This window comes from Paenibacillus periandrae, assembly GCF_022458865.1.
GTDB lineage: Bacteria > Bacillota > Bacilli > Paenibacillales > NBRC-103111 > Paenibacillus_S > Paenibacillus_S periandrae.
In genome coordinates, this window is sequence record NZ_JAJNMU010000015.1 from 109,779 (window position 1) to 133,377 (window position 23,599).

Below are 23,599 nucleotides of genomic sequence, written 5' to 3' on the forward strand. Positions count from 1 at the left end.
AATTTGCTGACCCATATAGAAAAACAAGCCAGAAGAGGATGAATATACTCGCTCTCTGGCTTGTTTGGCGTTCTTATTTTACACGAGAAGATTTAATAAAGAGAGATATGACCATACCCACGATGGCAAGAATGAGACCGAAAATGAAGGAATCTTGAACGCCCGCAGTTAATGCGGCGCTAATTGCTGCTGGGTCAGCTGGATTTGTCACATGTTTCATATAACTGCTTTGGGAGGCTGACATAATGGTAATGGCAACAGCCGTACCGATAGCTCCCGACACCTGCTGCAGTGTATTCATTGTAGCAGTCCCATCGGGATACAGATCTTTGGGTAATTGATTCAGACCATTGGTCTGGGCAGGCATCATCACCATGGACACACCGATAAAAAGAAAGGAATGCAGCAAGACCACCGTTAGTATAGAAGTTTCAGTGTTGACAGTGGAAAGTATCCATAACATGACAATCATGATAGTAAATCCAGGAACAACCAGTCCCCGAGGTCCATATTTGTCAAAAATACGACCTGTTAATGGCGACATCAAACCATTCAATACGCCTCCTGGCAACAGCACAAGCCCTGCTGAGAATGCCGCTAATGCCAGCCCCGTTTGCAAGTATAAGGGTAGCAGAATCATAGAAGACAGAATGATCATAAAAGTGATAAATACAGCTAATAAACCTAAAGTAAACATGGGATATTTAAATACGCGTAAATCTATCATCGGCTTGCTCATTTTAAGCTGTCTCAACGAAAACAAGAGTAGTGCGGCCAAACCTACAACGATAGTTGAAATCACGATACTGCTGCCCCAACCACTTTCACCTGCACTGCTGAAGCCGTACACAATGCCGCCAAAGCCTATGGTCGATAAAATAATCGAAGGGACATCAATTTTGGGCTTGGTGATGGTCGAGACATTTTGCATGTAGGTAATGCCAGATAATAACGCGATGACAAGAAACGGTAACGAAACCCAGAAGATCCAATGCCAATTCAAATTCTCGATAATTAAACCGGAAACCGATGGACCAATAGCGGGCGCAAACATGATGACTAATCCCATCAGCCCCATGGTCGCTCCTCTTTTATGAATCGGAAAGATCAATAAGATTGTATTGAACATAAGAGGTAACAATAAACCGGTGCCGATGGCTTGTATAACACGGGCTAGCATGAGCATGCCGAAGCCTGGTGCTACTGCCGCGACGAGCGTTCCGATAATGGAGAAGACCAATGACGCTGTAAATAATTGACGAGTACTGAACCATTGAAGCAAGAGGCCAGAAACGGGAACCAGAATCCCCAAGGTTAGCAAATAACCTGTTGTCAGCCATTGTACCGTGGAAGAGCTAACCTGAAATACGTTGATTAAATCACCAAGTGCCATATTTAAAGCTGTCTCACTAAATAATCCAATGAACCCTGCAATTAAAAAGGAAATTAAAATAGGGGTTGTTCTAATGACTTGCTGCTGCGGTGATGCAAGTGTTGACATGCGATATTCCTCCAATAAAAGCTTTGATTGACCTGTGTTGATACTATTTTCTGAAGTTGTATGCGGTATGAAATTATTTTATAGATAATAATAACGGGATCTGTTCAGCAATGGCCCGGAGCGGAGCTCCGTTTGTGGCAGTTAATGAATAAACAATTCCGCCTTCTATTAAAGCGTTGATGACAATACTTAAATCCTTGGACTGCTTATCGCTGTAGCCTGCTCCTAATAGTTTCTTAGTGTACATAGATTGCCACTCCTCAAAAGCAGCATGACAGGCAATTCGTATAGGCTCACTCGTCGAATGCTTTTCACCTGCTATCGTTCCGATCGACAAGCCGGGAAATGCATTTGTTTTATCAAAAATTCCCTCGGACAATTGGTAAATATGAGTCTGAATCGCTTGCACAGGATCTTCAATGCTTGTAAATACCTCTTGAATTTCGCCAATAACGATCTCTTTCGTATAATGAATCGCCGCTATAGCTAATTCTTCCTTGCCTTTGGGAAAATAATGGTACAGTGACCCCTTAGGGATACCACTTTCCTCAATAATGTCATTAAGTCCTACACCATAGTAGCCATGTATTCGAAAAAGCCGGGAAGCGACTTCAATCAGAATGTCTCTGGAATTTTTTTTGTCTGCCATAGCTGAATCACCTTCCTGAAATTATAACAACCGGTCTATTAGTAGAATAGGGGTATATCCCGGATTTGTCAACTTTCCTTCACACAACAAGGCGACCACTCCCGGTACAATACCGTAAAGTGATCGCTGCTGAACATGCCCTTATGATGCAGTCTAATCTTGAAGTCATTCCCTTTTCTTGCTTGAGGCGGTCAAAACCGCATCAAACATATCGATAATTTCCAAAAACCGCTCCGCTTCCCGGAAAACGTGATCTGCCAATAAGGGGTGGATGATACTTTTAATTTTACATGCATAGATTAAATCTCTCGCCGTTTGTTTAAAATCGCGTAACGATTTCACGGAGACCCGATTCTGATCCAGAAATTGGTTTAATAGAGGCTGTGTTTGCGATTGCGGACGCATAGAGCTCAAATCCTGGGCCTGGAACAGCAATTGATCAAAATCCTGGCTGAACTCGCGTGCCTGATCTACCAGCTTACGTTCGGATGGATCAAGAAGATGCCCTATGAATTTGGCGTGGTCTGCCATGATTTTCAGGAAAAACACATTTTCATCAAGAATCGCATCCTGCAGCGGCTCCAGCTTGCCTTGGTTCAGTTCTTCCAGACGATTTCGAAAATAATTCGCTTCCCGACTAACATGATCGACCAATAGGGGGAAGTTGTTTTGCCCGGGAAGCTGACAGGTCAATATCAGCCCTAATATTTTTCTTTTGAACACCCATATATGTGAGACTGCTGTATGTACTTCCGTGTTGAATTGTCGTATAGAGGAAGGATCCGTATCCAAACCGAAAGCATGCGATTTGTGTTCAATGCCTTCAAACAATTTGTAAAAGTAATTCGCTTCATTAATGAGCTGAGTATCCTCGCAGCGAAAGCCCAGTCGCAAGAAAAATGAATGTTCTTTCATGATGCGGGACCAAAAGCGAATTTCATCAATAGAACGTACGACAAAAGCATCCGGCACATGAATAACCTCCCAAGGTATATTTGTAATACCATATGCGAGGCATTCATGATTATACATTATTTGAACGAAATGAAATGTTGGGAATGATGAAGCTAACCGTTGTGCCTTGGTCAACTTTGCTTTGAATCTGAAGTCCTGCACCATAAAGCTGCTTCAAGCGCTGATCTGTGTTGAACAGACCAATACCGCTCTTTTTGTCGTGGTGGCCGTCAAGTAATCCCTTCAGCTTCTGCTCATCCATACCGACACCATTATCTATGATCGATATTTCAATATAGTCTGCGATAGGGCGAATCCGAATCTGTACGGTTCCTCCATTAGCGCGTTTGAGAACACCGTGATTTAACGCATTTTCTACCAGCGTCTGGATGGACAATGGAGGCAGCTTGGCGTGAAGGTGTTGTTGAATTTCCCAGACAACCTGCAGCCGTTCATCGAACCTTTCCTTTTCTATATATAAATAGGAACGGACAAGCTCAATCTCGTTATCCAGGGTAACCTCCGGCTCCAGGTTTTGCAGGCTGAAGCTGGATCGCATATAAGTGCCAAATACCTCAAGGAGAAGCCTCATTCTTTCTATGTCCAGATCACCAAGAGCAGAAATCGAATTTAACGTGTTGAACAAAAAATGCGGCTTGATTTGGGCGTGCAGCCATGCAGCTTCCATCCGAAGCTGTTCACCTATCGATTTTTTTAAATCCGTCAGGGCACGCACTCGGGATTTTAATTCCAGCGCATCCATCGGTTTAATTACATAATCGTTGGCCCCTGCAAGGAAGCCGGTATAAATATCCTCTGAACGGCTGCGTGCGGTCAATAGCAGAATCGGCAGCTCTGATAAGGAGAAGCGCTCACGAATGAGACGCGACAATTCATAGCCAGACATGTGCGGCATCATAATGTCGGTGATGACCAGATCCCAATGCTCCCTTATAACACGTGCTATCGCTTCCTTGCCATTAGTTACCGTGACGATATCGTAATTTTCGATTTCCAGCATACTCTGAAGAATTTTCAGGTTAAGTGGATCATCGTCCACAGCCAGGATGCGTTGCTTGCTGCCGCTGCTCACAGCTATCGGTTCAGAAAAATGCTCTGACACTTCGCTTGATACGGCTGCGGCTGATTCTGAAATAACTTCTAAAGACCCATAGATGGAGCTGGAGGCATGGGGTTCCCTTTGATTCGCTTCCTGTTTCTCTGCGGGATTGAATAGCGGCAGGGTAAAGGTGAATACAGAGCCTTGGGATGATGTCGCGCTGACGTGGATATTACCTCCGTGTAATTCTACCAGCTGCTTGCAAATATTGAGTCCAAGTCCGAGACCGCCGCCTACAGCTGTGATACTGGAATCACCTTGCTCATATCGCTGAAAGATCCGCAGCCGCACCTCTTCATCCATACCCGTTCCTGTATCGGCAATATGAATGCTGGCCATTCCAGCCTCAACTTGAGCGGTAATGGTGACATAACCTTCGTTTGTATATTTGATAGCATTGTGAATCAGATTAAATAAAATTTGGACAAGCCGATTCTCGTCGGCATAGACACTCGGGAATGGCTCCGGGATATTCAGAATGAGCTGAATCGGCTTACCCTCGGTCATAAATTGCAGCATGTCGACAACACCTGAGGCCACGGAATGCAGGTCAATTCGGGTTCGCTGCAGATGAATCTTGTTCTCCTCAAGCCGATTCAAATCCAGCAGATCGTTCAGCAGGAAGGTCATACGACGACCTACATGGATCAGCAGCTCCATATTTCGCGTATTCGTGTCATTCATAGCTTTTCCATCGCTATCCAGAACCGTTTGGGCGATATTAATGATGCCATGAAGCGGGTTGCGTAATTCATGTGACGTATTCGCCAGAAAATCATCCTTCAGCTTGTCGACTTTTTTGAGCTTGTCCGCAAGCTTCACAATTTCAATAGAATTCCGGAAAGACCGTTTGAACCAGTAAATCGCAAACCCGAGGAAGTTAATAATCAGATCGAAGGGATAGTAGGTCATCTCGATCGAACCGGCATTACGGGTAATTCCCCATACGATATTGGTAATGATGCTTACAGACCCCAACAGTAAAAAGATGGCATCCATGTCCCCGTTGATTACTGCTCGAAGCAGAATTCCTGGAATAATCAGATTAGAGAGTAATAAAATAACGGCGAGCAAAAACCACGTCTTAATGATAGCTTCGGTATTAGCGCAAACAATAAATAAGCTGTAAAGACTGCAAAAATAGGGAAACCAGACAAAAACTTTCATTTTCGTATAATCAGGAAACAAATGCTTCATAAATTGCACGAAGAATGCAGTCAGACCAATATAAGCTATAAAAAAAACTTTTAAAGACCAATCCTGTTGAATGGGCATCCAGATCAGCAGCAATCGGTCGTCATCGACAACAACACTAAGGATCGTAAACAGGTTTAATAGAGCAAAGTAGATCAATGCCTTTTGACGAGTGCCTATAAAATACAACAAGATGGCATATACCGCGTGCAGTAATAGAACGACACACAGCAGGAGCTGCATGCTCATCGTAAATAAGGTTTCATGGTTGATGGCAGGCTGGAATCCAAATCGAATAGGCTGAATGATGCCTCCGGGACCAAAGCGGCTGGCATTGGATACCTGAATAACCACCTCGATCTCAGGCGTATCCGGTGTGAAAAATACGGAGTAAGGGATGTCAACAGCCATATACGCATCCGGGCTTTCTGCAGGAAGACCAGCGCCTCCGAGCAGCCGAGCGTTCACGAACAGCTGAGAAGCTGTTTGGATTTTGGGGATTCGTATGCCATAGGACTGATCCATCGTATGATTAGTCAAAATTCGCAGTCTATAAGTCCCGACGTTGAATGCAGCCTCAGAATCAAGCTGAGGATAGCTATCCCAGTTGGATGGTACTTGAATAAAGCTTTTTTCCTTAGTGGAAGAATGCGTTTGTATGGTATTTGGATGTAAAAGCGAATTCGGATAAAATTCCCACTGACCGTTTAATGAAATAGTATGCTCGGATGGCAGATCCCAATCTCGTAAGTCCAGCACCCCTGCTGTCACTTGAGGATGCTCGGGGGTCATATGGTAAACAAACCAAGTTAAGCGTAACCCGGTTACTACAATCAGGAAGATACCTATAAGGATGAGGATTTTTGTTTTTGACATAGTAATAAATATTTCGACACGGGTCTTATAAATCCTTCCTGGCATAATCCTCCTGTAAATTTTTACCTGCCCTAGTTCTCTGCTTGATTCCTACACAGGATGGAGCGTATGCGGAGGGTTACAAGGGCTGGCAGAATGCCAATCGTATCCAATAAAAAAAATAGGTTGACTCACCGTAGGTTGAATGATAAGATTGTAAAAATTTATCTGAAAATATGTGACCTAAACTTAAAAGAGGAGTGAGAAAAAGTGGCTAAGTACTACACGGAGCCTTCGCGAACGTTTACCGAGTATCTACTCATACCGAACTTGTCGACCAAGGATTGTACCCCTGCAAATGTAAGCTTACAAACCCCTCTCGTCAAATTCAAAAAGGGGGAGAAACCGGCAATCTCGCTGAATATCCCGTTTTCATCAGCAGTCATGCAGGCAGTATCGGATCATCATATGGCGGTTGCATTGGCCCGGAGCGGCGGTATTTCGTTCATTTTTGGATCTCAGCCGATTGAAGAAGAAGCGGAAATGGTGCGTAAAGTCAAAGGCTATAAGGCTGGCTTTGTCGTTAGCCGTTCGAACCTGACACCCGAGCATACGCTGGCGGATGTGCTCGATTTAAAAGAAAAAACGGGCCATTCGACTTTGGCTGTTACTGATGATGGAACTGCAAAGGGCAGGCTGCTGGGTATTGTGAAGGGCAGTGACTACCGGATTAGCCGTGACTCCCTGGATAAACCGATCAGCCAATTCATGACGCCCTTTTCTTCATTAATTTATGGCAAGCTGGGTATTACGCTGTCGGAAGCGAATGATCTGATCTGGGAGCATAAAATCAACTGTTTGCCGATTATTGGCGATGACCAGCGTCTGGAATATTTGGTTTTCCGCAAAGACTATGAGGCGCATAAAGATCATCCGAATGAGCTATTGGATGCCAATAAAAGCTACATTGTAGGTGCGGGCATTAACACTAGGGATTACAAGGAAAGAGTTCCGGCGCTTGTCGATGCTGGAGCCGACGTATTGGTCATTGATTCCTCCGATGGATACAGCGAATGGCAGCGGGATACGATTCAATATGTGAAAGCCAACTTCGATGTGAAAATCGGAGCCGGCAATGTTGTTGATCGCGAAGGCTTCCTCTATCTGGTAGAGTCGGGCGCCGACTTCGTGAAGATCGGAATTGGCGGCGGATCAATCTGTATTACTCGGGAACAAAAAGGAATCGGGCGCGGTCAGGCATCAGCTTTGATTGAGGTTACTGAAGCGCGGAACCAGTATTATGAAGAAACCGGTATTTATATCCCGATTTGCTCGGATGGCGGAATTGTCCACGATTACCATATTACCTTAGCTTTGGCAATGGGCGCGGATTTTGTCATGATGGGCCGGTATTTTGCGAGATTCGACGAGAGCCCAACTCGCAAGCTGAAAGTGAACAACAATTTCGTTAAGGAATTCTGGGGCGAAGGCTCCAATCGGGCACGCAACTGGGAACGGTATGATTCTGGCGGCAAGAGCGGCCTGATGTTTGAAGAGGGTGTAGACTCGTACGTACCGTATGCGGGCAGTCTGCAGGAAAACCTGGAGAAAACAACCAGCAAAATCAAATCGACCATGTGTAATTGCGGCTCCAAGTCGATTGCCGAGCTGCAGCGGGAAGCCAGAATAACGGTTGTATCGGCGACCAGCCTTGTTGAAGGCGGAGCGCATGATGTGATACTGAAGGAAAGCGGCTTATCCGGAGAATAAATAATTTCATACCAGGACGTGTCTTCTGCTAGTGCAGCGGAGCACGTCCTTTTTATTATATTAATAATTGCAAATAAAACGATCAATGCTTTATATTCCGCGTAAGCGTGTTCCTTCGAAAGCATAAAAAGCCGGGGATGGGTAAGCAGCATCAATGTGTAAATCTTCAAATAATGCTGGCATGAGTTGTCTGGCCGTCTGGAGGTCAACCCAACGCACCTCAGTGATGTCATCGTCAGGATCCTGAATAAGCATGTCCCCACCTGTAATATCGGCAAAGAAGGTGAAGATCAGGACATGGCTTCCTGCATCTGTGAACACAATTTCTCTGACCGAGCTTAAGCCTGTAATGCCAATGTCATATCCGGTTTCCTCCTTGACCTCACGTATTACCGCTTGCTCCAAGGTTTCCCCTTGTTCAACCTCGCCACCGGGAGGAGACCAATAGGAAGAGTTCCCTTTGACATTGTTAACAACCAACAGTTGACCCTGATCATTGTAGATTAAAGCTGACATTGACTCTTTTCACCCAAGCACCACCTGTACGAATTCAATTGTTTGATACATATATTACCACAAAAACTATGGAATGCAAACGCGTGTTCTTATTTGGTCATTCTGGCAAGTTTAATCTTTTACAACCAGCCCCATCAGATTGGCAAATACGGCCGCTTGCTCACGGGAAATGATACAGCCCGGTAAATCCTCGATGCCTACGCCTAAAGAGCTGAATTGACAATTGCTGAGATCGATGCCGTCAAGCTTGGTACCGGAATATTGTGCGAGATCGATAAGGCAGCTCTGAAACAGTGTCTTGAGCAAGGTGGAAGTGTAAAAATCCGCACTGCGTAAGGAGCAGTCCTCGAACAGCACCTGCTTGAAGTTGGCAAAACGAAACGTTGCATAATCACCGAGACATTGATGGAAGCGAATATTTCGAAGCGTAGCCCCAGTCAAATCCAGGCCGATAAGCTTACAGTTCCTAAACTCTGTCCTATGGATGGTTGCTTTCTGGAAATTGACATTGGATAGATCACAGCGTTCAAAAACAACATCAGTAAGCTCAAGTTCGGTCAATGCCGTCTCGGTGAAAGCGACGTTAGTCAAAATCATTTTATCAAAGGACACTTTGTGAGCAGTGCAATTATCGATAAAGCTATCCTGGACCCTGCCAAGTTCGATATTATCATGGGATTGCATATTAACCAGTGTAAGCTCTGGCAGATGAGCCGGCAGCTTGGGTGCCTCGAGTGCTGCAGGTGGCTTTTTTTTGTTCGCAGGTTTATTCATAGGATCTCCTTAGGTATCATATTATCGCAGCTCGGCTTGTCTGATTTTGCGGTAGTGGGATGGGGTATGACCGATATGCTGTTTAAATACACGAACAAAATAACTGATATTATCAAAGCCTGTATCAAGGGCGATAGCGGCTATTTGGTGGTCACTCTGCTCCAACTGAAAGGCTGCTTGCCGGATTCGATAACGATTGACGTAATCAATAGCACTTGTACGCATCATTTCACGGAAAAATCGGCAGAAGTGTCCTTCACTCATATTGGCTTGAACAGCTAATTCCTTGAGCCGGATCGGCTCCTGATAATGCTCGTGGATGTAATGGAGCACGGTTTTTAAGCGCTCCGTTTTCTCGCGGTTCATGTAGGCTTCTGTACCCTGAGACCGCTCGGCAGCATGGGAGAACAGCTCGGTAACAATAAGATACAGCCGCGCCTTGGTCGTCAGTTCGCGTAAGGACTCGACCTCCACATTGGAACGGATCATTTCCTGTAGCAGAGTCAACACGCGCTTTTCCCAATCCAGCTCGCCTTTCAAATGAATCGGTAGCATATACTGACGATTAAGCAGGGGAGCGATAAAATTCTCTTGAATGGAATCATAGGTGGAGCTGGCTACAAAATCGCTGTGGAACACAAAAGCATCAAAGCTGCAAGGACCCCCTTCTATCGGAAATCCGGCATGAATCTCGCCACTCGGGATGAACAGTGCTTGCCCTGAGCTCACCTCCATCATCTCGGTTCCTACCTGAAAGAGCGCTCGGCCGGAGGTCACGATAAGGAACTCTAATTCCTCATGCCAATGGCAATCCAGAATCGGCTCTCCAGCTGCGTATTGGAGCTTATAGACACTGACGGGATACATGGGGTGTCCGTGAATCCGATTTTCTTTCAAGGTATCTCGGTTCATCTCGGCGACCTCCATTGAATATCAGGATACTGTTAGTATTCGTCATAATAGTAGAAGAATTCCTTCAATCATATCAATATTATAGAAGTATAGGAAGCTCGAATAATTCATGTCTGGAGGGGACAATAATGAAGTTTACGGATGGTTATTGGCAAATCAGAGAAGGCGTAGAAGCGCATTATGCGGTAGAGGTGCGTGATATTCGTACAGATGCAGAATCCATTACGGTATATGCAGCGGATAAAAAGGTTCAGCGCAAGGGGGACACTCTGAATAGTCCGTTATTGACGCTGCGTTACAGCTCACCGATCCCTGATGTTATTCGTATTCAGCTCGTGCACCATAAAGGCAAGGCAGTGAAAGGGCCAGCGTTTGAGCTCAATACCGGGGAAACGCATGTTCAGCTTGTGAATAACGAACAGGGGGCAAGTCTGACCAGCGGCAAGCTCAAGGTGGATATTTCCAGAACCGATACTTGGAAAATCGATTACCATTATGACGGGAAACGTCTTACAGGAAATGGGAACCGCACATCCGCTTATATGCGGACGCTGGAGAACCGCGCATATATACGAGAGCAGCTTGATCTGGGCATCGGTGAATATATTTATGGCTTGGGCGAAAGGTTCACTCCATTTGTGAAAAATGGCCAGACGGTTGATATCTGGAACGAGGATGGAGGTACTAGCAGCGAGCAGGCTTATAAAAATATCCCCTTCTATTTGTCCAACCGCGGCTATGGCGTATTCGTGAACCATCCCGAAAAGGTATCGTTCGAGGTTGCATCGGAAAATGTATCGAAGGTGCAGTTCAGTGTCGAGGGAGAATCGCTTGACTATTTTATTATTGGGGGCGATACACTCAAGGATGTGCTGAATAACTATACGACCTTGACGGGCAAACCTGCATTACCGCCAGCGTGGACGTTTGGGCTCTGGCTGACGACTTCTTTCACGACCAGCTATGATGAGGAGACGGTCAATCATTTTATCGATGGGATGATCGAGCGTGAGGTGCCCTTGCACGTGTTCCATTTTGACTGCTTCTGGATGAAGGAATACCAATGGTGCGATTTTGAGTGGGATAAGGACGTATTTCCTGATCCAGAGGGCATGCTGAAGCGGCTGAAGAGCAAGGGTTTGAAAATCTGTGCTTGGATTAATCCGTATATCGCGCAAAAGTCGGCCCTGTTCGATGAAGGGATGGAGCAAGGTTATCTGGTGAAGACCAAGGAAGGCGATGTCTGGCAGTGGGATAAGTGGCAGGCGGGCATGGGGCTTGTCGATTTCACCAATCCGGCTGCGGTCAAATGGTATCAGGGTAAGCTGAAACGGCTCGTCGATATGGGCGTGGACAGCTTCAAAACCGATTTCGGTGAGCGGATTCCAACGGATGTCGTTTATTATGACGGCTCGGATCCGATGAAAATGCACAACTATTATACGCAGCTTTATAATAAAGCGACTTTCGAACTGCTGGAGCAAACATTGGGCAAGCATGAAGCCGCGGTATTTGCCCGTTCGGCGACAGCTGGCGGTCAGCAGTTCCCGGTTCATTGGGGCGGTGATTGCTCTGCCAATTATGCTTCGATGGCGGAGACACTGCGCGGTGGTCTGTCTCTTGGGCTGTGCGGTTTCGGTTTTTGGAGTCATGATATTAGCGGCTTTGAAAAAACGGCTCCACCTGATGTGTACAAGCGCTGGGTCGCCTTTGGACTGCTATCTTCACACAGTCGTTTGCACGGTAATGAATCGTACCGGGTGCCCTGGCTATTCGGGGATGAAGCGGTGGATGTGCTGCGTCATTTTACCCAGCTCAAATGCAGCTTAATGCCGTATTTGTACAGTGCTTCAGTGGAAGCAACAGTTCGAGGCTTACCCGTAATGCGTGCAATGGTGCTAGAATTCCCCGAGGACCGGGCAACGCATCCGCTTGATCTGCAATATATGTTAGGTGAATCGTTGCTGGTCGCACCGATCTTTAGTGAAATAGGAGAAGCTTCCTATTATTTACCGCTAGGAATCTGGACGAATTATTGGACTGGAGAGAGAAAAGAAGGCGGCTGCTGGATAACCGAGCGTCATGATTATTTTAGCTTGCCTTTGTGGGTCAGACCGAACCGTATGATTGCCGTTGGCAGTAATCAATTGCGTCCGGATTATGATTATGCTGATCATGTTGTTGTACATGCTTTTGAGCTGCAGGATCAGAGTGCGGCAGAAGCAGCCATTTACAGCACGAACGGTGAACTGGAGCTGACCGTTAAGGCTGAGCGAACGGGCTCAACGATTCATGTTCAGGCAGATGGTACTCATCTTGGTACCAAACCCTGGAGTCTCATTCTAAGAGGAATTACAGAGGTTGAAAGTGTGTTCGGCGCGGAATGGGAAGCTACAGAGCAAGGCATTCATTTGACTCCGGCAGCAGACACCTCGTCAGCCGTTACTATAGAGCTTATGCATAAATAAGCACTTTATTGAATAGGTATTGCGTATGGAAAGCAGCAGCGCCGTTAACCAGGAAATGGATTCCTGACTAACGGCGCTGTTTGCTTCGGTAATGCTTATGATATGACTAACGGGTTCGCTTATGTTTTAGGTTCGATTCTTGCCCATTGAACGCATAATCAAGCTAACAATGAACACGAGTACGATTGCGCCGATAAGCGCAGGTAATAGAGCAAATCCGCCCATTACAGGTCCCCAGCTTCCGAGCAGTAAACCACCCAGCCATGCACCGACGAAACCTGCAATAATATTTCCGATGATTCCACCTGGGATATCTTTCCCCATGATGAGACCTGCTAACCAACCGATAATACCACCAACAATTAAAGACCATAAGAAGCTCATTGTGTAATCCTCCTTTAATGTATGTTGCTTGATTTGCTGTAGTACTTGCTTGCTTTTTATTAACCTTTCCAGTTTGGTCTGAAACTATGAGCAGCGAGGTAAATTTTCTGGAATGGAACTCAAAATCAGTTTGATTTGTTGGAAATGTGGGTAGTTTATGCGACGTTTTCAACAAATATGTTATGATCATGAATGTACGTATTTGCCTCTACGGCTGGAGAGGATGGTACGGGCATATCCAACAAAGGGAGAGGATTGCGATGATTTTGGAGGTTGCTATTTTACAAGTAAAGCCCGGTTTGAGCAATGAATTCGAGAGCAATTTTAGAAAAGCATCCCGGATCATCTCCCAGATGAAAGGCTACATTAGCCATGAATTACAAAAATGTGTGGAAGTGGACAACAAATATATTTTGCAGGTCAAATGGGAGCTGCTGAAGGATCATACGGTTGGTTTTCGAACCTCACCGGAGTACGAGGAATGGAAAGCTTTATTGCATCATTTTTACGATCCATTTCCAGTTGTTGAGCATTATATTGATATTCCGCTTGGTTTGAAAGAAGAATCGAATTGACAGTGATGAACGAAGGGGATCATGAAGAGCTGAATGTACAGCTGAATGAATGCGAAGAACATAAATGGAATGGAGCGAAGCTGGTTGCCGAAGTATGATGAGCTGTTTATTGAACTAATGTCGAATAACGCTGAAATGATGCATGATTTGTCGGTCGTTCGATCACTTGAGCTGCCTTATGGGTACATTGCTGCGGGATATGTCCGTAATTATGTTTGGGATTATTTGCACGGGTATCAGACGCGAACGCCATTGAATGATATTGATGTGATTTATTATAATAAAGACGAGCTGGACGAAAAGGTCGAGAAAAAGCTGGAGCAGCAGCTAAGACAGACAACAGGAAATCCGCTCTGGTCCGTCAAAAATCAGGCCCGCATGCACATTCAGAACGGAGATAGGCCCTACCTATCTATCGAGGACGCAATCAGCTATTGGCCTGAGACGGCAACGGCTGTTGCGATTACTTTGGAAGCTGATAACCGAATAACCTATGTGTGTCCGCATGGTTTGGATGATATGTTTGAATGCAGGGTGATGCAAAGCCCGTTGTTCAAGGATCAAGCGTATTATCAAAAGAGAGTGCGCGGCAAGCAGTGGGAAGCCAGATGGCCGAAGCTAACTTTTATCGGGCTATGATGGAGAACTACATAAAGGAGGGCACGATGATCATACCGAATGATATCTTTTCCCAATTAAATGAGCTGGTTGTTCGTGTCACCGATGTGGATTACATCCGTCGATCCGAGCCATGGAGCCTGCAGTCTGAGATCCTTTCTTCTTATCAGGTTGTTTTTATACATAGAGGATCTGCAATTTTTGATATAGATGGAATTTCCACTCGTGTGGGACCGGGACATTTGTTGTTTTTGGCAAAAGGAAAAAAGGTTCAAGCCTCATCCGATTCCGCAGATCTATTGGTGATTTACAGGATCAGATTCAGTTATCTATCACCAATCCGTTCAACAGAAAAGGGGAATCTGTATCGGGAGGATGGTAGGGCCTTTCCTTTGGAAGGTGAATTTTATATACAGAGCCAACCACAGCTGCTCCTTCTGTGCGAGCAGCTTCACCATAGTATGAGCGAATTGGAGCATGGCCGCAGACACTATCGCCAAACTTGTCTCATACAGGAACTGTTGTATCTGGCTGCTTCAGAAATCGAAACAGGAGAGGAGCAGCAGCTGACGGCCATAGAGCGGACAGTAGAGTACCTGAATCACAATTATATGCTGCCCATTCAGCTCGATGCCTTATCGCGTCTTGCAGGCTTTAGCTCCAGCTACTACTCCCGCTTATTCAAGAAGCTCAAGGGAATCAGTCCAACCGCGTATATGACTATGCTGCGGATGAAGCGGGCGAAGGAACTGCTGATGGTTTCCCAAAGCTCCCTATCCGAAATTTCCAAGCATTTGGGATACAATGATGAATCGTATTTTAGCCGTGTATTCAAGAAGGAAACCGGCTATTCACCTGCCTATTATATCAAGCTGCACAGCCAAAAAATTGTGGTTATGAAGTGTACCTTTAATGGTGATTTGGTCGCACTGGGTATCACTCCATACGCATCGGTTCGGGTAGGTAGCAGTGGTGGAACTACTTTTGATGGGCTGCTGAATCATGTACCCCGAATATCTGCAGATGGCAAGGCATGCCAGAATGCTTTGATTCAGCTGCAGCCGGATATCATCGTATGTGACTCCCAGTGGGCCAAGTACAACAAAGATGCCATTCAGATTGCACCAACAGCGGTTATACCCTATTGGGACATTCCTTGGCGAGAGAGATTGAATCGAATTGCAGAGCTGGTAGGTAAGCGGAGGGAAGCGAAGGAATGGCTTCAGAATTACGACAGTCAGGCAGCGCTGGCGAGTCGAAAGCTCAAAAGCGTCATAGGGGAATCGACGGTCATCATTCTCAGAATCGTCTGCGGCAAGCTGAGAATATATGGAGTCGAGCGGAATATTGGCAGTGTGCTGTATCAGGATCTGAAGTTAAATGCGCCTGCCGAGGTGAGGCAGATCAAATGGAGACGAACCATATCGTTAGAGCTGCTGAGTGAATTAAGCGCTGACTATATACTGCTGATGGTATCCTCGCATAAAGCCGATCAGAAGCTGCTGCGCAAGCTGCGAGCCAGTCGGACGTGGAATAATTTGTCTGCTGTACGTCGGAGGCAATGCCTGGAGATAGATCTTTATCCGTGGATCGATTACTCGGCGATGAGTCATAAGCTGATGATAGATGCAGCCATCCGTTTATTTGTGAAGCCTTGAATGTCAGAATTGTCCAAGCTATTGAGCAAAAATGTTCATAGATTATTAACGACACCCCGGATATAATTTTATAGCGAGCCCATGCACAGTTTCATTGATAATGATATTCATTATCTGCATGAAGCCTTGTTAATCATGATGATATCGATATGGGGGAATACGACATTGTTTACTTTAAGAAAGTCGATGCTGGTTGTCAGTATGGTTGGATTAGTGAGTGCATTCGTTCTGTCGGGTTGTGGGTCCACTCCGGCAGCGGGTACAAATAAAGAGAAAACGGGTGCAGCGGCACCTGCAGGCAGTTCAGCTACTGCGAACCCTGCACCAAGTCCGGCAGCGAGTCCGTCTGCAGCAGAAAAAACGATCAAGCATGTATGGGGAGAAACCAAATTCAAAGAGGTTCCGCAAAAAATAGTCGTTCTCGATTTTGCCTATGTGGATATGGTAACAGCGCTTGATGTGAAGCCTGTAGCATCTGTAGGTATTGGCGATTCCGGTTTTCCTGAATATTTGAACGGCAAGTTCAGTCCGCAAAATGTGGCCAATGCCGGTCAGGCCAAGCAGCCTAATCTTGAAATCATTAAATCTGCGAAGCCCGATCTTATTATTGCGAGCCCTAACCGTCATGAAATGATAAAAAAACAACTGGGGGAGATTGGTCCGACCGTCGCGTTGGATGATGGCAGCTACCAGTCGATCCTTGCCAACTTTACTTCACTGGCTGATGTACTCGGCAAGAAAGAGCAAGCGGACAAAGTTGTGAAAAGCATTGAAGGCAAGATCAAATCCGGTAAGGAAAAATTGACGAACAAACCAAGCGTGCTCGTTGTTGGTGCCTTCGAGGATGATTCGACGGTATGGCTCAAAACCTCCTTCATTGGCTCATTGCTGAGCGAAGTTGGCACTAATTATTTGTTCGAAGGCAAAAAGGATTTGTCTGCTGCCGAAAGTAAAACAGACATTGCCAAGATGAATTTGGAGCGTTTGAACGAATACAACCCGGACTACCTGTTTCTATACGGAGAACCGAAAAAATGGGACAACAACCCACTCTATAAAAACTTAAAAGCGGTCAAAGAGAAAAAGGCACTTGAGGTTAGCCGTGATCTTTGGTCCAAAGGACGCGGGCCACTCGCTGCCGAGCTGATTCTGGATCAAGCTATACAAACCATGGCAGGCGGAAAATAAGATCAGGGGGTAGTTCACTGTGAATCGGCTGCAATCGAGCAGGAAGGGGCGGACTATGTCTGCCTCTTTTCTGTGTATCGGATTAATGACCCTGATGCTGGTTGTTGGCATTGCTGCCCTCACATCAGGTGTCAAAGGATTGGGGTGGCATAATCTCTCGGAATTGATGAGCCTGGATTCATCCAATCTGCTCGTGTATAAGGTTTGGTACGTACGACTGCCGCGTGCCGTGCTGGCTGTAATTGTGGGGGGCGGACTGGCCGTAGCCGGATGCCTGCTGCAGGGGATCACACGGAATCCCTTGTCAGATCCTGAAATTATGGGGATTAATCAGGGGGCTGTGTTATTTGTCGTGGCATCTCTGGCCTGGTTTGGATTGAAGGATGTAACGGCTACCATTCTGATAGCCGCCTTCCTGGGTGCAGCGGTTGGAGGCAGCATCGTTTATGGCTTGTCCCAGGTTTCCGGCTACACGGCCATAAGGCTGCTGCTGGCTGGGGTATCAGTCTCATTGTTCATGGGTGCGTTAACCACAGGACTTATTATTTTACACGATGACCGTTTGTCAGAAATTTTGTATTGGATGGCAGGCAAGCTGTCAGGAACGAACTGGATGGATGTGCAGCTAAGCTTGATCAGCATCATTCCAGCTATGATTGTCAGTCTATTTTTGGCTAATCAATTCAACATATTCGTGCTTGGTGAGGATGCGGCACGGGGGCTTGGACAGCACATCGTCTGGGTGCGCCGCGCGGCTTTTATTCTGGTTATTGTGCTTGTGGGTGGTGCGGTTGCCTTGTGCGGGCCAATTGGCTTCGTCGGCTTGATGATCCCTCATATCGTTAGGGCATGGGTAGGAACGGATTATCGGATGCTGATCCCGATCTCGGCGCTAACAGGTGCCTGCCTTCTGCTGGTGGCCGACACAGCCGGACAGTGGATTTTGTACCCTACCGATACACCTGTAGGTATTATAACAGCGCTGCTCGGAACCCCGTTTTTTCTGTATTTGATGCGCCGCAAAAGGGAGGAGGGTTAAATGCTGAAGCTGAATCCTCTGCGCAGATTTATCATTACCAGCATCGCTGGCTGCGTGCTTCTTCTGGTCTTTGCCGTATTATCTTTACGTCTTGGTGCTGTAGAAATACCTTTTGAGCAGGTAATGGAGGAGCTGATCTCGCATTCCGGTGTGGTTTACGATTATCGGATGCCCCGTTTGCTCATTGCGATGCTGATCGGCATCAATATGTCACTATCCGGGTCGATCCTGCAAGGAGTGGCACGGAATCCGTTGGCCGCACCGGATTTGATGGGAATTACAGCGGGTGGAGGTCTCGTTACTGTGCTGATGATACTGGCTGTGCCAAATTATTCGGTTGCTGCACTGCCATTGTTTGCTTTTACCGGGGCGGTGTGCGCCAGTATCCTGGTATACGGTTTGGCTTACAAAAATGGGATTCGTCCGGAACGACTCATTCTCTGTGGAGTGGCAGTTAGCGGCGGTTTGCATGCATTGATTACGCTGCTGGTTGTTAAATTTGCTCCGTCTGCGGCTCAGGCGCTGATTTGGCTAAAAGGAAGCCTGTATGCCCGTTCCTGGGAGCATGTGGATATGATATGGCCGTGGACAGTGATTGGCCTCCTGTTGGCATTGCTGAGCAGCCGGTATTTGAATACGCTGCTGCTGAGTGAAGAGACCGTTCGAGGACTCGGTATGCGTATCGAAACGGCGCGGCTGTTCCTGATTGCCGTCGCTGTTGCTTTGGCGGCGAGTGTAGTTGCCGTCGCTGGTGCCATAGGCTTTATCGGGTTGATTATCCCGCATCTGGCCCGTCTGCTGGTCGGCTCGAATTTCCGATATGTCCTGCCGGTTTCCGCTTTGCTTGGTGCTGTATTGGTGAGCGCCGCCGATACGGTCGGGCGCATTGTCATGCCCCCGGTAGAAATCCCCGTCGGGATTATGATATCTTTGATTGGAGCCCCGTATTTCCTGTATTTGCTGCTGCGCAGAAAGAAGAGGGTTTAGCGAAAGGTGCTGCCTGCAGGGGCTACATTGACGGTCGGATGAGAGGAGCGAATCCATGATGCAACGAACACTGGTGATCAGCGATATTCATGGCTGCTACGAGCCATTTAATCAGCTTTTGGATCTGATGAGCTACGAGCCCAAGGTGGACCAATTAATTTTGCTTGGGGATTATGTCGATCGCGGTCCGCACAGCAAAGAGGTTGTCGAGCAGATTAGGAAGATGGTTCAGGATGATGGCGTGATTGCGCTGCGGGGAAACCATGATCAGCGGTTCATCGATATCGTCCGGACTGAAGATCAGCTGGTCAGCTCCAAATTTGTTGACCATGGCGGTAAGCAAACGATGATGAGCTACCTGGATATCGATACAATCGATTATGCGATGATTCATGAAGAGCTGGAGACGTTCAAGCAGCTGGTTCGCACTGAGCATGCGGCACATGTAGCTTTTCTGGAGAGCTTGCCCTATTATTACGAAGCGGCTGCTCATATTTTCGTTCATGCGGGACTGGATCCGAAATATGTGGATTGGAAGAATCAGCCGACCCGAGAATTTATGTATATCAAGGACCCTTTTTTCAAAAACAAAACGGTGGTCAATAAAATCGTTGTATTCGGACATACGAAAACCGTCGATATTCAAGGAACGCCGGACATTTGGTTTGGTGGCGACAAGATTGGTATAGACGGTGGCTGTGCGTTTGGCATGCAGTTGAATGGCCTGGAAATCACAGATACCGATACGTACCGTACATTCAAGGTTCAGGCATAGAAGATTAGCGCTGTTCTTGGCGTGCTTGTATACTACGGTTCTGTAGCTTGCATGAATTGGTTGTCTATGAGTTCCCCTGTTCCTTTCCCCCGTGCGGCCTGGAGGCAACGCCTTTGAACTTGAAGTCGGAGGGGGGGCGGCCGTACTGCTCCTTAAACTGCCGGCTGAACAAATAAATATTGCCATAGCCGAGCGCCTCTGCGACCTGGGATACATTCATTGAGGTCTCCTGCAATAAGTGGAGCGCCCGTTCCAGCCGTGCCTCGGTCATATAATGCTTCAAGGACATCCCCATATTGCGCTTGAACAGCTTATTCAAATATTCAGGGGACATGCTGACTTGGTCAGCCAGCTCCTGATGACTGATCCGGTATCCCGGTACATCCTTGATAAGCGCAACGACACGGGAAACCAGCTGTCCGTGCTTATCCTCCCTCAGTCGGGTTTCCGGAACATTCGCCTGACAGCGGAGCAGCTGAAACCACAGCTGCTTCATAATCAGATCAAACTCCAGTTCTTTCCAAACGAATTTTCGCTCCTCCAGCTCCATAATCCGATTCAGCATCGTTTCAAAAGCATACGTTTCCGTGATAACCGTATGCCGCTCAGGTATGTATGCACGGCTTGCATCTTCTTCATCAGGGTGTGCATATTGAAAATGAATAAAAATCACCTGAAGCCGATCCTCGGACAGCTGTGTCGCCTGGGGAGTGTCGCCAGGACGAACGAGAAAGCAGCTGCCTTTACGGATCGGATAAGACTGCCCTTGAATACGCATTTCGCCTCTGCCTGAGAGTGCATACCACAAATCGTAGTCATGCAAAGGCGGCGGATTCCAGTTCCAGCCCTCCTCACAGCGTGCTTTTCCACTATTACCGGACGCAGTAAACATAATTTGCTCTTGAAGCTTGTTAATATCCATGGAATCTCCGCCATCCCGTCCAAGGTTCGTTGTAGATCATTCTCCAACTATTATAGCAAAATGTACGGCGAAATGACTGCTTATGAAACAAAGTCTGCGAGTCAATGGCGACATCTCAGCGGATGCGTACCGCGAGTCTAGAGCTTGACCGAAACAAAGCCTCCCAAACCACGTCTACCCGTGATTTAGGAGGCTTTGTGCTGTGCAGTTATTTCAGCACTCGGCTTTGGTCATTTCATTCGTAAACCAGCGTTTATATTCCTTCGGTGACATCTTGACAGCCGTTTCAGGTGCATAATGAAATTGCAGGGAGCGTCTGCGTTTCTCCGAGAAATTCGGTGGTGTACCGTGAAGCGTCATACCGTGAAAGATTAGAACACCGCCTGGCGCAAGCGGAACGATCACATCCTGCTCGACCTTTACGCTGGTGTCGCACACCTGCCAATCACGGACCGCATAATGGGGAACTGGACCCTCCATATGAGAGCGCGGAATCACGTGCATACAGCCGTTGTCCGCTCCTGCAGGATCAAGCGCAATCCATACGCCAATGACCGGTTTTTCGTAGGTCAGATTGCCGTACGCCATATCCTGATGCCAAGGCTTTTCGGCGCCGCCATGCGGAGGCTTCAATATTCCCTGCTGCTGCACAAGCTTCGGGGTGTCGGAGAACAGGCTGCTCAGCAATTGCATCATGCCCTCATGATAGGCAAGATGATGCAATCGCGGATCATGCTCGACAAAACGTTCGATTTTGCGAATCGCCAGTTCTTTCTCAAAGTCATTTTTCAGCTGATCGCGCGGCTTGACGAACTGCAGCTGGGGTCCCTTCACACGCTCCATAATAATGTCCATGATTGCATCAAGCGATGAGTTGACTTCTTCATGATTGAATACGTTATCAACAACCATATAACCCTGCTTCCAAAAGTCGGCGATATCAGCCTCGGTTACATTTGCCAACGAATCGATATGATTGGTTGCTGGATTGTCATAACGATACATCGTGGCATTGATACGTTCAGCAAGTGCGACTTCTTCTTCTGTTCCATAATTATAAAGCGCTGGTACGGTTTCCATGTTGATCACCTCTTGTTTGATTTGATAGTTGTATCTTAGCACCTGAGCATGTCCGCATTGAATGCATTGAAACTGATAATCTTTATACTGAAACGGACAAATGAAATAAGCTCTCCTGGGCAATCTGGCGCGCGCAGACGAAGAACAGCAAGGGCATTGTGGACGAATACCGCCGGCCGAAGCTGGCTTACGAGATTGTCCAAAAGCATTTTAAGAAGATGAGCGCGATAAGAGATTAACGATCCCAATCATTAGCCATCTAAATCATAAACATCCGCTAACCTTTTGTTCATTTCCTTAGTGGAAGGCAAAAGGTTATTTGGTGTGAAAAGAGTGCTAGCGGTATGAGATATGTATATTTCCGGGCGGTTTGATTGATGCTAAGCAAAGCCGATTGGTCCTATCGGAACCCTGAGATCACTCGAAAAGGCGGAATTTTACTTGAATCATACGAAGAAACTCGAACTCGCGGCTGTCGCATCGATTCCGATTATTATGACATTGGCCAATTCCATGCTGATCCCGTTGCTGCCGATCATGGAGAAAAAGCTGGGGATTTCCTCCGTCCAATCGAGTCTGATTATTACCGTGTATGCGGCAATTGCCATTATATGCATCCCGATAGCCGGTTATTTGTCTGATCGCTTCGGACGAAAAAAAATTATTATACCGAGTCTGATTCTCGCTGCGATTGGAGGAGGCGTATCCGGATCAGGAGCCTGGTTGATGGATGGTATGGCTGCCTATTGGGTCATACTGGCGGGTAGATTCGTGCAGGGGATTGGAGCCGCTGGAGCTTTTCCTATCGTGATACCGCTCGTAGGAGACATGTTCCAAAGCGAGGAGGAGGTTACAAGCGGATTGGGCATCGTTGAGACCTCGAATACATTCGGGAAGGTGCTCAGTCCCATACTGGGTTCTGCGCTGGCGCTGCTGGTGTGGTTTTTGCCTTTTCTTATTATTCCCTTCTTCTGTCTGATCTCGATTCTGGCCGTAGCTTTTCTGATCAAGGTCCCCGGCAATAAGCAGGGGGAAAAGGTGACGCTAAAAGCCTTTATTACTTCAATCAAACAAATTCTGCAGCAAAAGGGACGTTGGCTATATGCCATATTTGGCATTGGCGGGATCGGTATGTATATTTTGTTCGGATTTTTATTTTATCTGTCTACGATACTGGAAGAGCAATATCACATTGAAGGGATACGGAAGGGGCTACTGCTGGCGATTCCACTGTCAGCCGTCTGCTTATTTTCCTATGTAACGGGCAAGCTGGTAGGGGAGAACAAGCAGCGGATGAAATGGTTTACCTTCACAGGGCTCATTATTGTGACTGCAGCTATGCTGGTATGTGGATGGGTGCCTGCCAAGGGATTGCTGCTGCTGCTTTCCCTACTCTTTGCCGCCGGGCTGGGTATTGGAGCAGCCTTGCCTTGTCTGGATGCATTAATTACGGAAGGCATCGATAAAAAGCAGCGCGGCACGATTACTTCACTTTACAGCAGCATGCGATTTATTGGCGTTGCGGCTGGCCCGCCGGTCACTTCTCTGCTCCTGGCCAATGAGCCCTTGTTATTCTATACGTTCACCGCTATCGCAGGGATTGGCGGGTTATGTGTGCTCCTTGCGATTAAGCCCAAAACGTCATCGACGGGATAAAGAG

Annotated in this window: 20 protein-coding genes; 10 read left to right on the forward strand and 10 right to left on the reverse strand. The window is 46.9% G+C overall.

Annotated elements, in window-relative coordinates:
• Positions 1-73: 73 nt before the first annotated feature.
• The 4 genes from LRL21_RS24680 to LRL21_RS24695 form a co-directional block, all read right to left on the reverse strand.
• Positions 74-1,501: a DHA2 family efflux MFS transporter permease subunit gene (locus LRL21_RS24680; RefSeq protein WP_240418439.1), complete on the reverse strand. Its 1,428-nt coding sequence runs from the start codon at positions 1,499-1,501 to the stop codon at positions 74-76.
• 73 nt (positions 1,502-1,574) lie between these two features.
• On the reverse strand, positions 1,575-2,150 hold the full coding sequence (locus LRL21_RS24685; protein ID WP_240418440.1) for a TetR/AcrR family transcriptional regulator: 576 nt from the start codon (positions 2,148-2,150) through the stop codon (positions 1,575-1,577).
• A gap of 165 nt (positions 2,151-2,315) precedes the next feature.
• A complete protein-coding gene (locus LRL21_RS24690; RefSeq protein ID WP_338044669.1) occupies positions 2,316-3,122 on the reverse strand; it encodes a DUF2935 domain-containing protein in 807 nt (268 codons plus the stop codon).
• A gap of 52 nt (positions 3,123-3,174) precedes the next feature.
• A complete protein-coding gene (locus tag LRL21_RS24695; protein ID WP_240418441.1) occupies positions 3,175-6,294 on the reverse strand; it encodes a hybrid sensor histidine kinase/response regulator in 3,120 nt (1,039 codons plus the stop codon).
• Positions 6,295-6,543: 249 nt separating this feature from the next.
• On the opposite strand from LRL21_RS24695, the gene LRL21_RS24700 reads away from it, so the two are divergent.
• The gene (locus tag LRL21_RS24700; RefSeq protein ID WP_240418442.1) at positions 6,544-8,043 is read left to right on the forward strand and encodes an IMP dehydrogenase; all 1,500 of its coding nucleotides are present in this window, start codon (positions 6,544-6,546) and stop codon (positions 8,041-8,043) included.
• 90 nt (positions 8,044-8,133) lie between these two features.
• On the opposite strand, the gene LRL21_RS24705 is transcribed toward LRL21_RS24700, so the two are convergent.
• From LRL21_RS24705 to LRL21_RS24715, 3 genes are all read right to left on the reverse strand, one after another.
• On the reverse strand, positions 8,134-8,559 hold the full coding sequence (locus LRL21_RS24705) for an NUDIX hydrolase (RefSeq protein ID WP_240418443.1): 426 nt from the start codon (positions 8,557-8,559) through the stop codon (positions 8,134-8,136).
• 111 nt (positions 8,560-8,670) lie between these two features.
• Positions 8,671-9,333 carry a pentapeptide repeat-containing protein gene (locus tag LRL21_RS24710; protein ID WP_240418444.1) on the reverse strand — a complete coding sequence of 221 codons (663 nt, stop codon included), beginning with the start codon at positions 9,331-9,333 and terminating at the stop codon, positions 8,671-8,673.
• A gap of 21 nt (positions 9,334-9,354) precedes the next feature.
• Positions 9,355-10,245 (reverse strand): AraC family transcriptional regulator, encoded by an 891-nt coding sequence (locus LRL21_RS24715; protein WP_240418445.1) that lies wholly within the window; start codon positions 10,243-10,245, stop codon positions 9,355-9,357.
• Positions 10,246-10,373: 128 nt separating this feature from the next.
• Between LRL21_RS24715 and yicI the strand changes: the two genes are divergently transcribed.
• Entirely contained in the window at positions 10,374-12,713 is a 2,340-nt protein-coding gene (gene yicI / locus LRL21_RS24720) for an alpha-xylosidase (protein WP_240418446.1), read from the forward strand.
• Positions 12,714-12,839: 126 nt separating this feature from the next.
• Here yicI and LRL21_RS24725 read toward each other — a convergent pair whose 3' ends face one another.
• Positions 12,840-13,097: a GlsB/YeaQ/YmgE family stress response membrane protein gene (locus tag LRL21_RS24725; RefSeq protein ID WP_240418447.1), complete on the reverse strand. Its 258-nt coding sequence runs from the start codon at positions 13,095-13,097 to the stop codon at positions 12,840-12,842.
• Positions 13,098-13,357: 260 nt separating this feature from the next.
• Here LRL21_RS24725 and LRL21_RS24730 point away from each other — a divergent pair, with 260 nt between their 5' ends.
• The 7 genes from LRL21_RS24730 (at position 13,358) to LRL21_RS24760 (ending at position 19,937) form a co-directional block, all read left to right on the forward strand.
• Positions 13,358-13,672, forward strand: coding sequence for an antibiotic biosynthesis monooxygenase family protein (locus LRL21_RS24730; RefSeq protein WP_240418448.1), 315 nt, complete (start codon positions 13,358-13,360; stop codon positions 13,670-13,672).
• Between the two features lie 45 nt (positions 13,673-13,717).
• Positions 13,718-14,311: a nucleotidyltransferase family protein gene (locus LRL21_RS24735; protein WP_420832484.1), complete on the forward strand. Its 594-nt coding sequence runs from the start codon at positions 13,718-13,720 to the stop codon at positions 14,309-14,311.
• A complete protein-coding gene (locus LRL21_RS24740) occupies positions 14,281-15,948 on the forward strand; it encodes an AraC family transcriptional regulator (RefSeq protein ID WP_240418449.1) in 1,668 nt (555 codons plus the stop codon). The genes LRL21_RS24735 and LRL21_RS24740 overlap by 31 nt, the downstream gene beginning before the upstream one ends.
• Positions 15,949-16,029: 81 nt before the next feature.
• The gene (locus LRL21_RS24745) at positions 16,030-17,136 is read left to right on the forward strand and encodes an ABC transporter substrate-binding protein (protein WP_240418450.1); all 1,107 of its coding nucleotides are present in this window, start codon (positions 16,030-16,032) and stop codon (positions 17,134-17,136) included.
• Between the two features lie 19 nt (positions 17,137-17,155).
• A complete protein-coding gene (locus LRL21_RS24750) occupies positions 17,156-18,175 on the forward strand; it encodes a FecCD family ABC transporter permease (RefSeq protein ID WP_240418451.1) in 1,020 nt (339 codons plus the stop codon).
• Complete coding sequence (locus tag LRL21_RS24755) at positions 18,176-19,162, forward strand: FecCD family ABC transporter permease (protein ID WP_240418452.1); 987 nt, start codon at positions 18,176-18,178, stop codon at positions 19,160-19,162. It begins immediately after the preceding gene.
• Between the two features lie 55 nt (positions 19,163-19,217).
• Positions 19,218-19,937: a metallophosphoesterase gene (locus LRL21_RS24760; protein WP_338044672.1), complete on the forward strand. Its 720-nt coding sequence runs from the start codon at positions 19,218-19,220 to the stop codon at positions 19,935-19,937.
• A 64-nt stretch (positions 19,938-20,001) separates the two neighbouring features.
• On the opposite strand, the gene LRL21_RS24765 is transcribed toward LRL21_RS24760, so the two are convergent.
• Together LRL21_RS24765 and LRL21_RS24770 are read right to left on the reverse strand one after the other, a co-directional pair.
• A complete protein-coding gene (locus LRL21_RS24765; protein WP_240418453.1) occupies positions 20,002-20,859 on the reverse strand; it encodes a helix-turn-helix domain-containing protein in 858 nt (285 codons plus the stop codon).
• 213 nt (positions 20,860-21,072) lie between these two features.
• Entirely contained in the window at positions 21,073-21,939 is an 867-nt protein-coding gene (locus LRL21_RS24770; protein WP_240418454.1) for a phytanoyl-CoA dioxygenase family protein, read from the reverse strand.
• Positions 21,940-22,380: 441 nt separating this feature from the next.
• Between LRL21_RS24770 and LRL21_RS24775 the strand changes: the two genes are divergently transcribed.
• A complete protein-coding gene (locus tag LRL21_RS24775) occupies positions 22,381-23,595 on the forward strand; it encodes an MFS transporter (RefSeq protein WP_240418455.1) in 1,215 nt (404 codons plus the stop codon).
• Positions 23,596-23,599 lie beyond the last annotated feature (4 nt).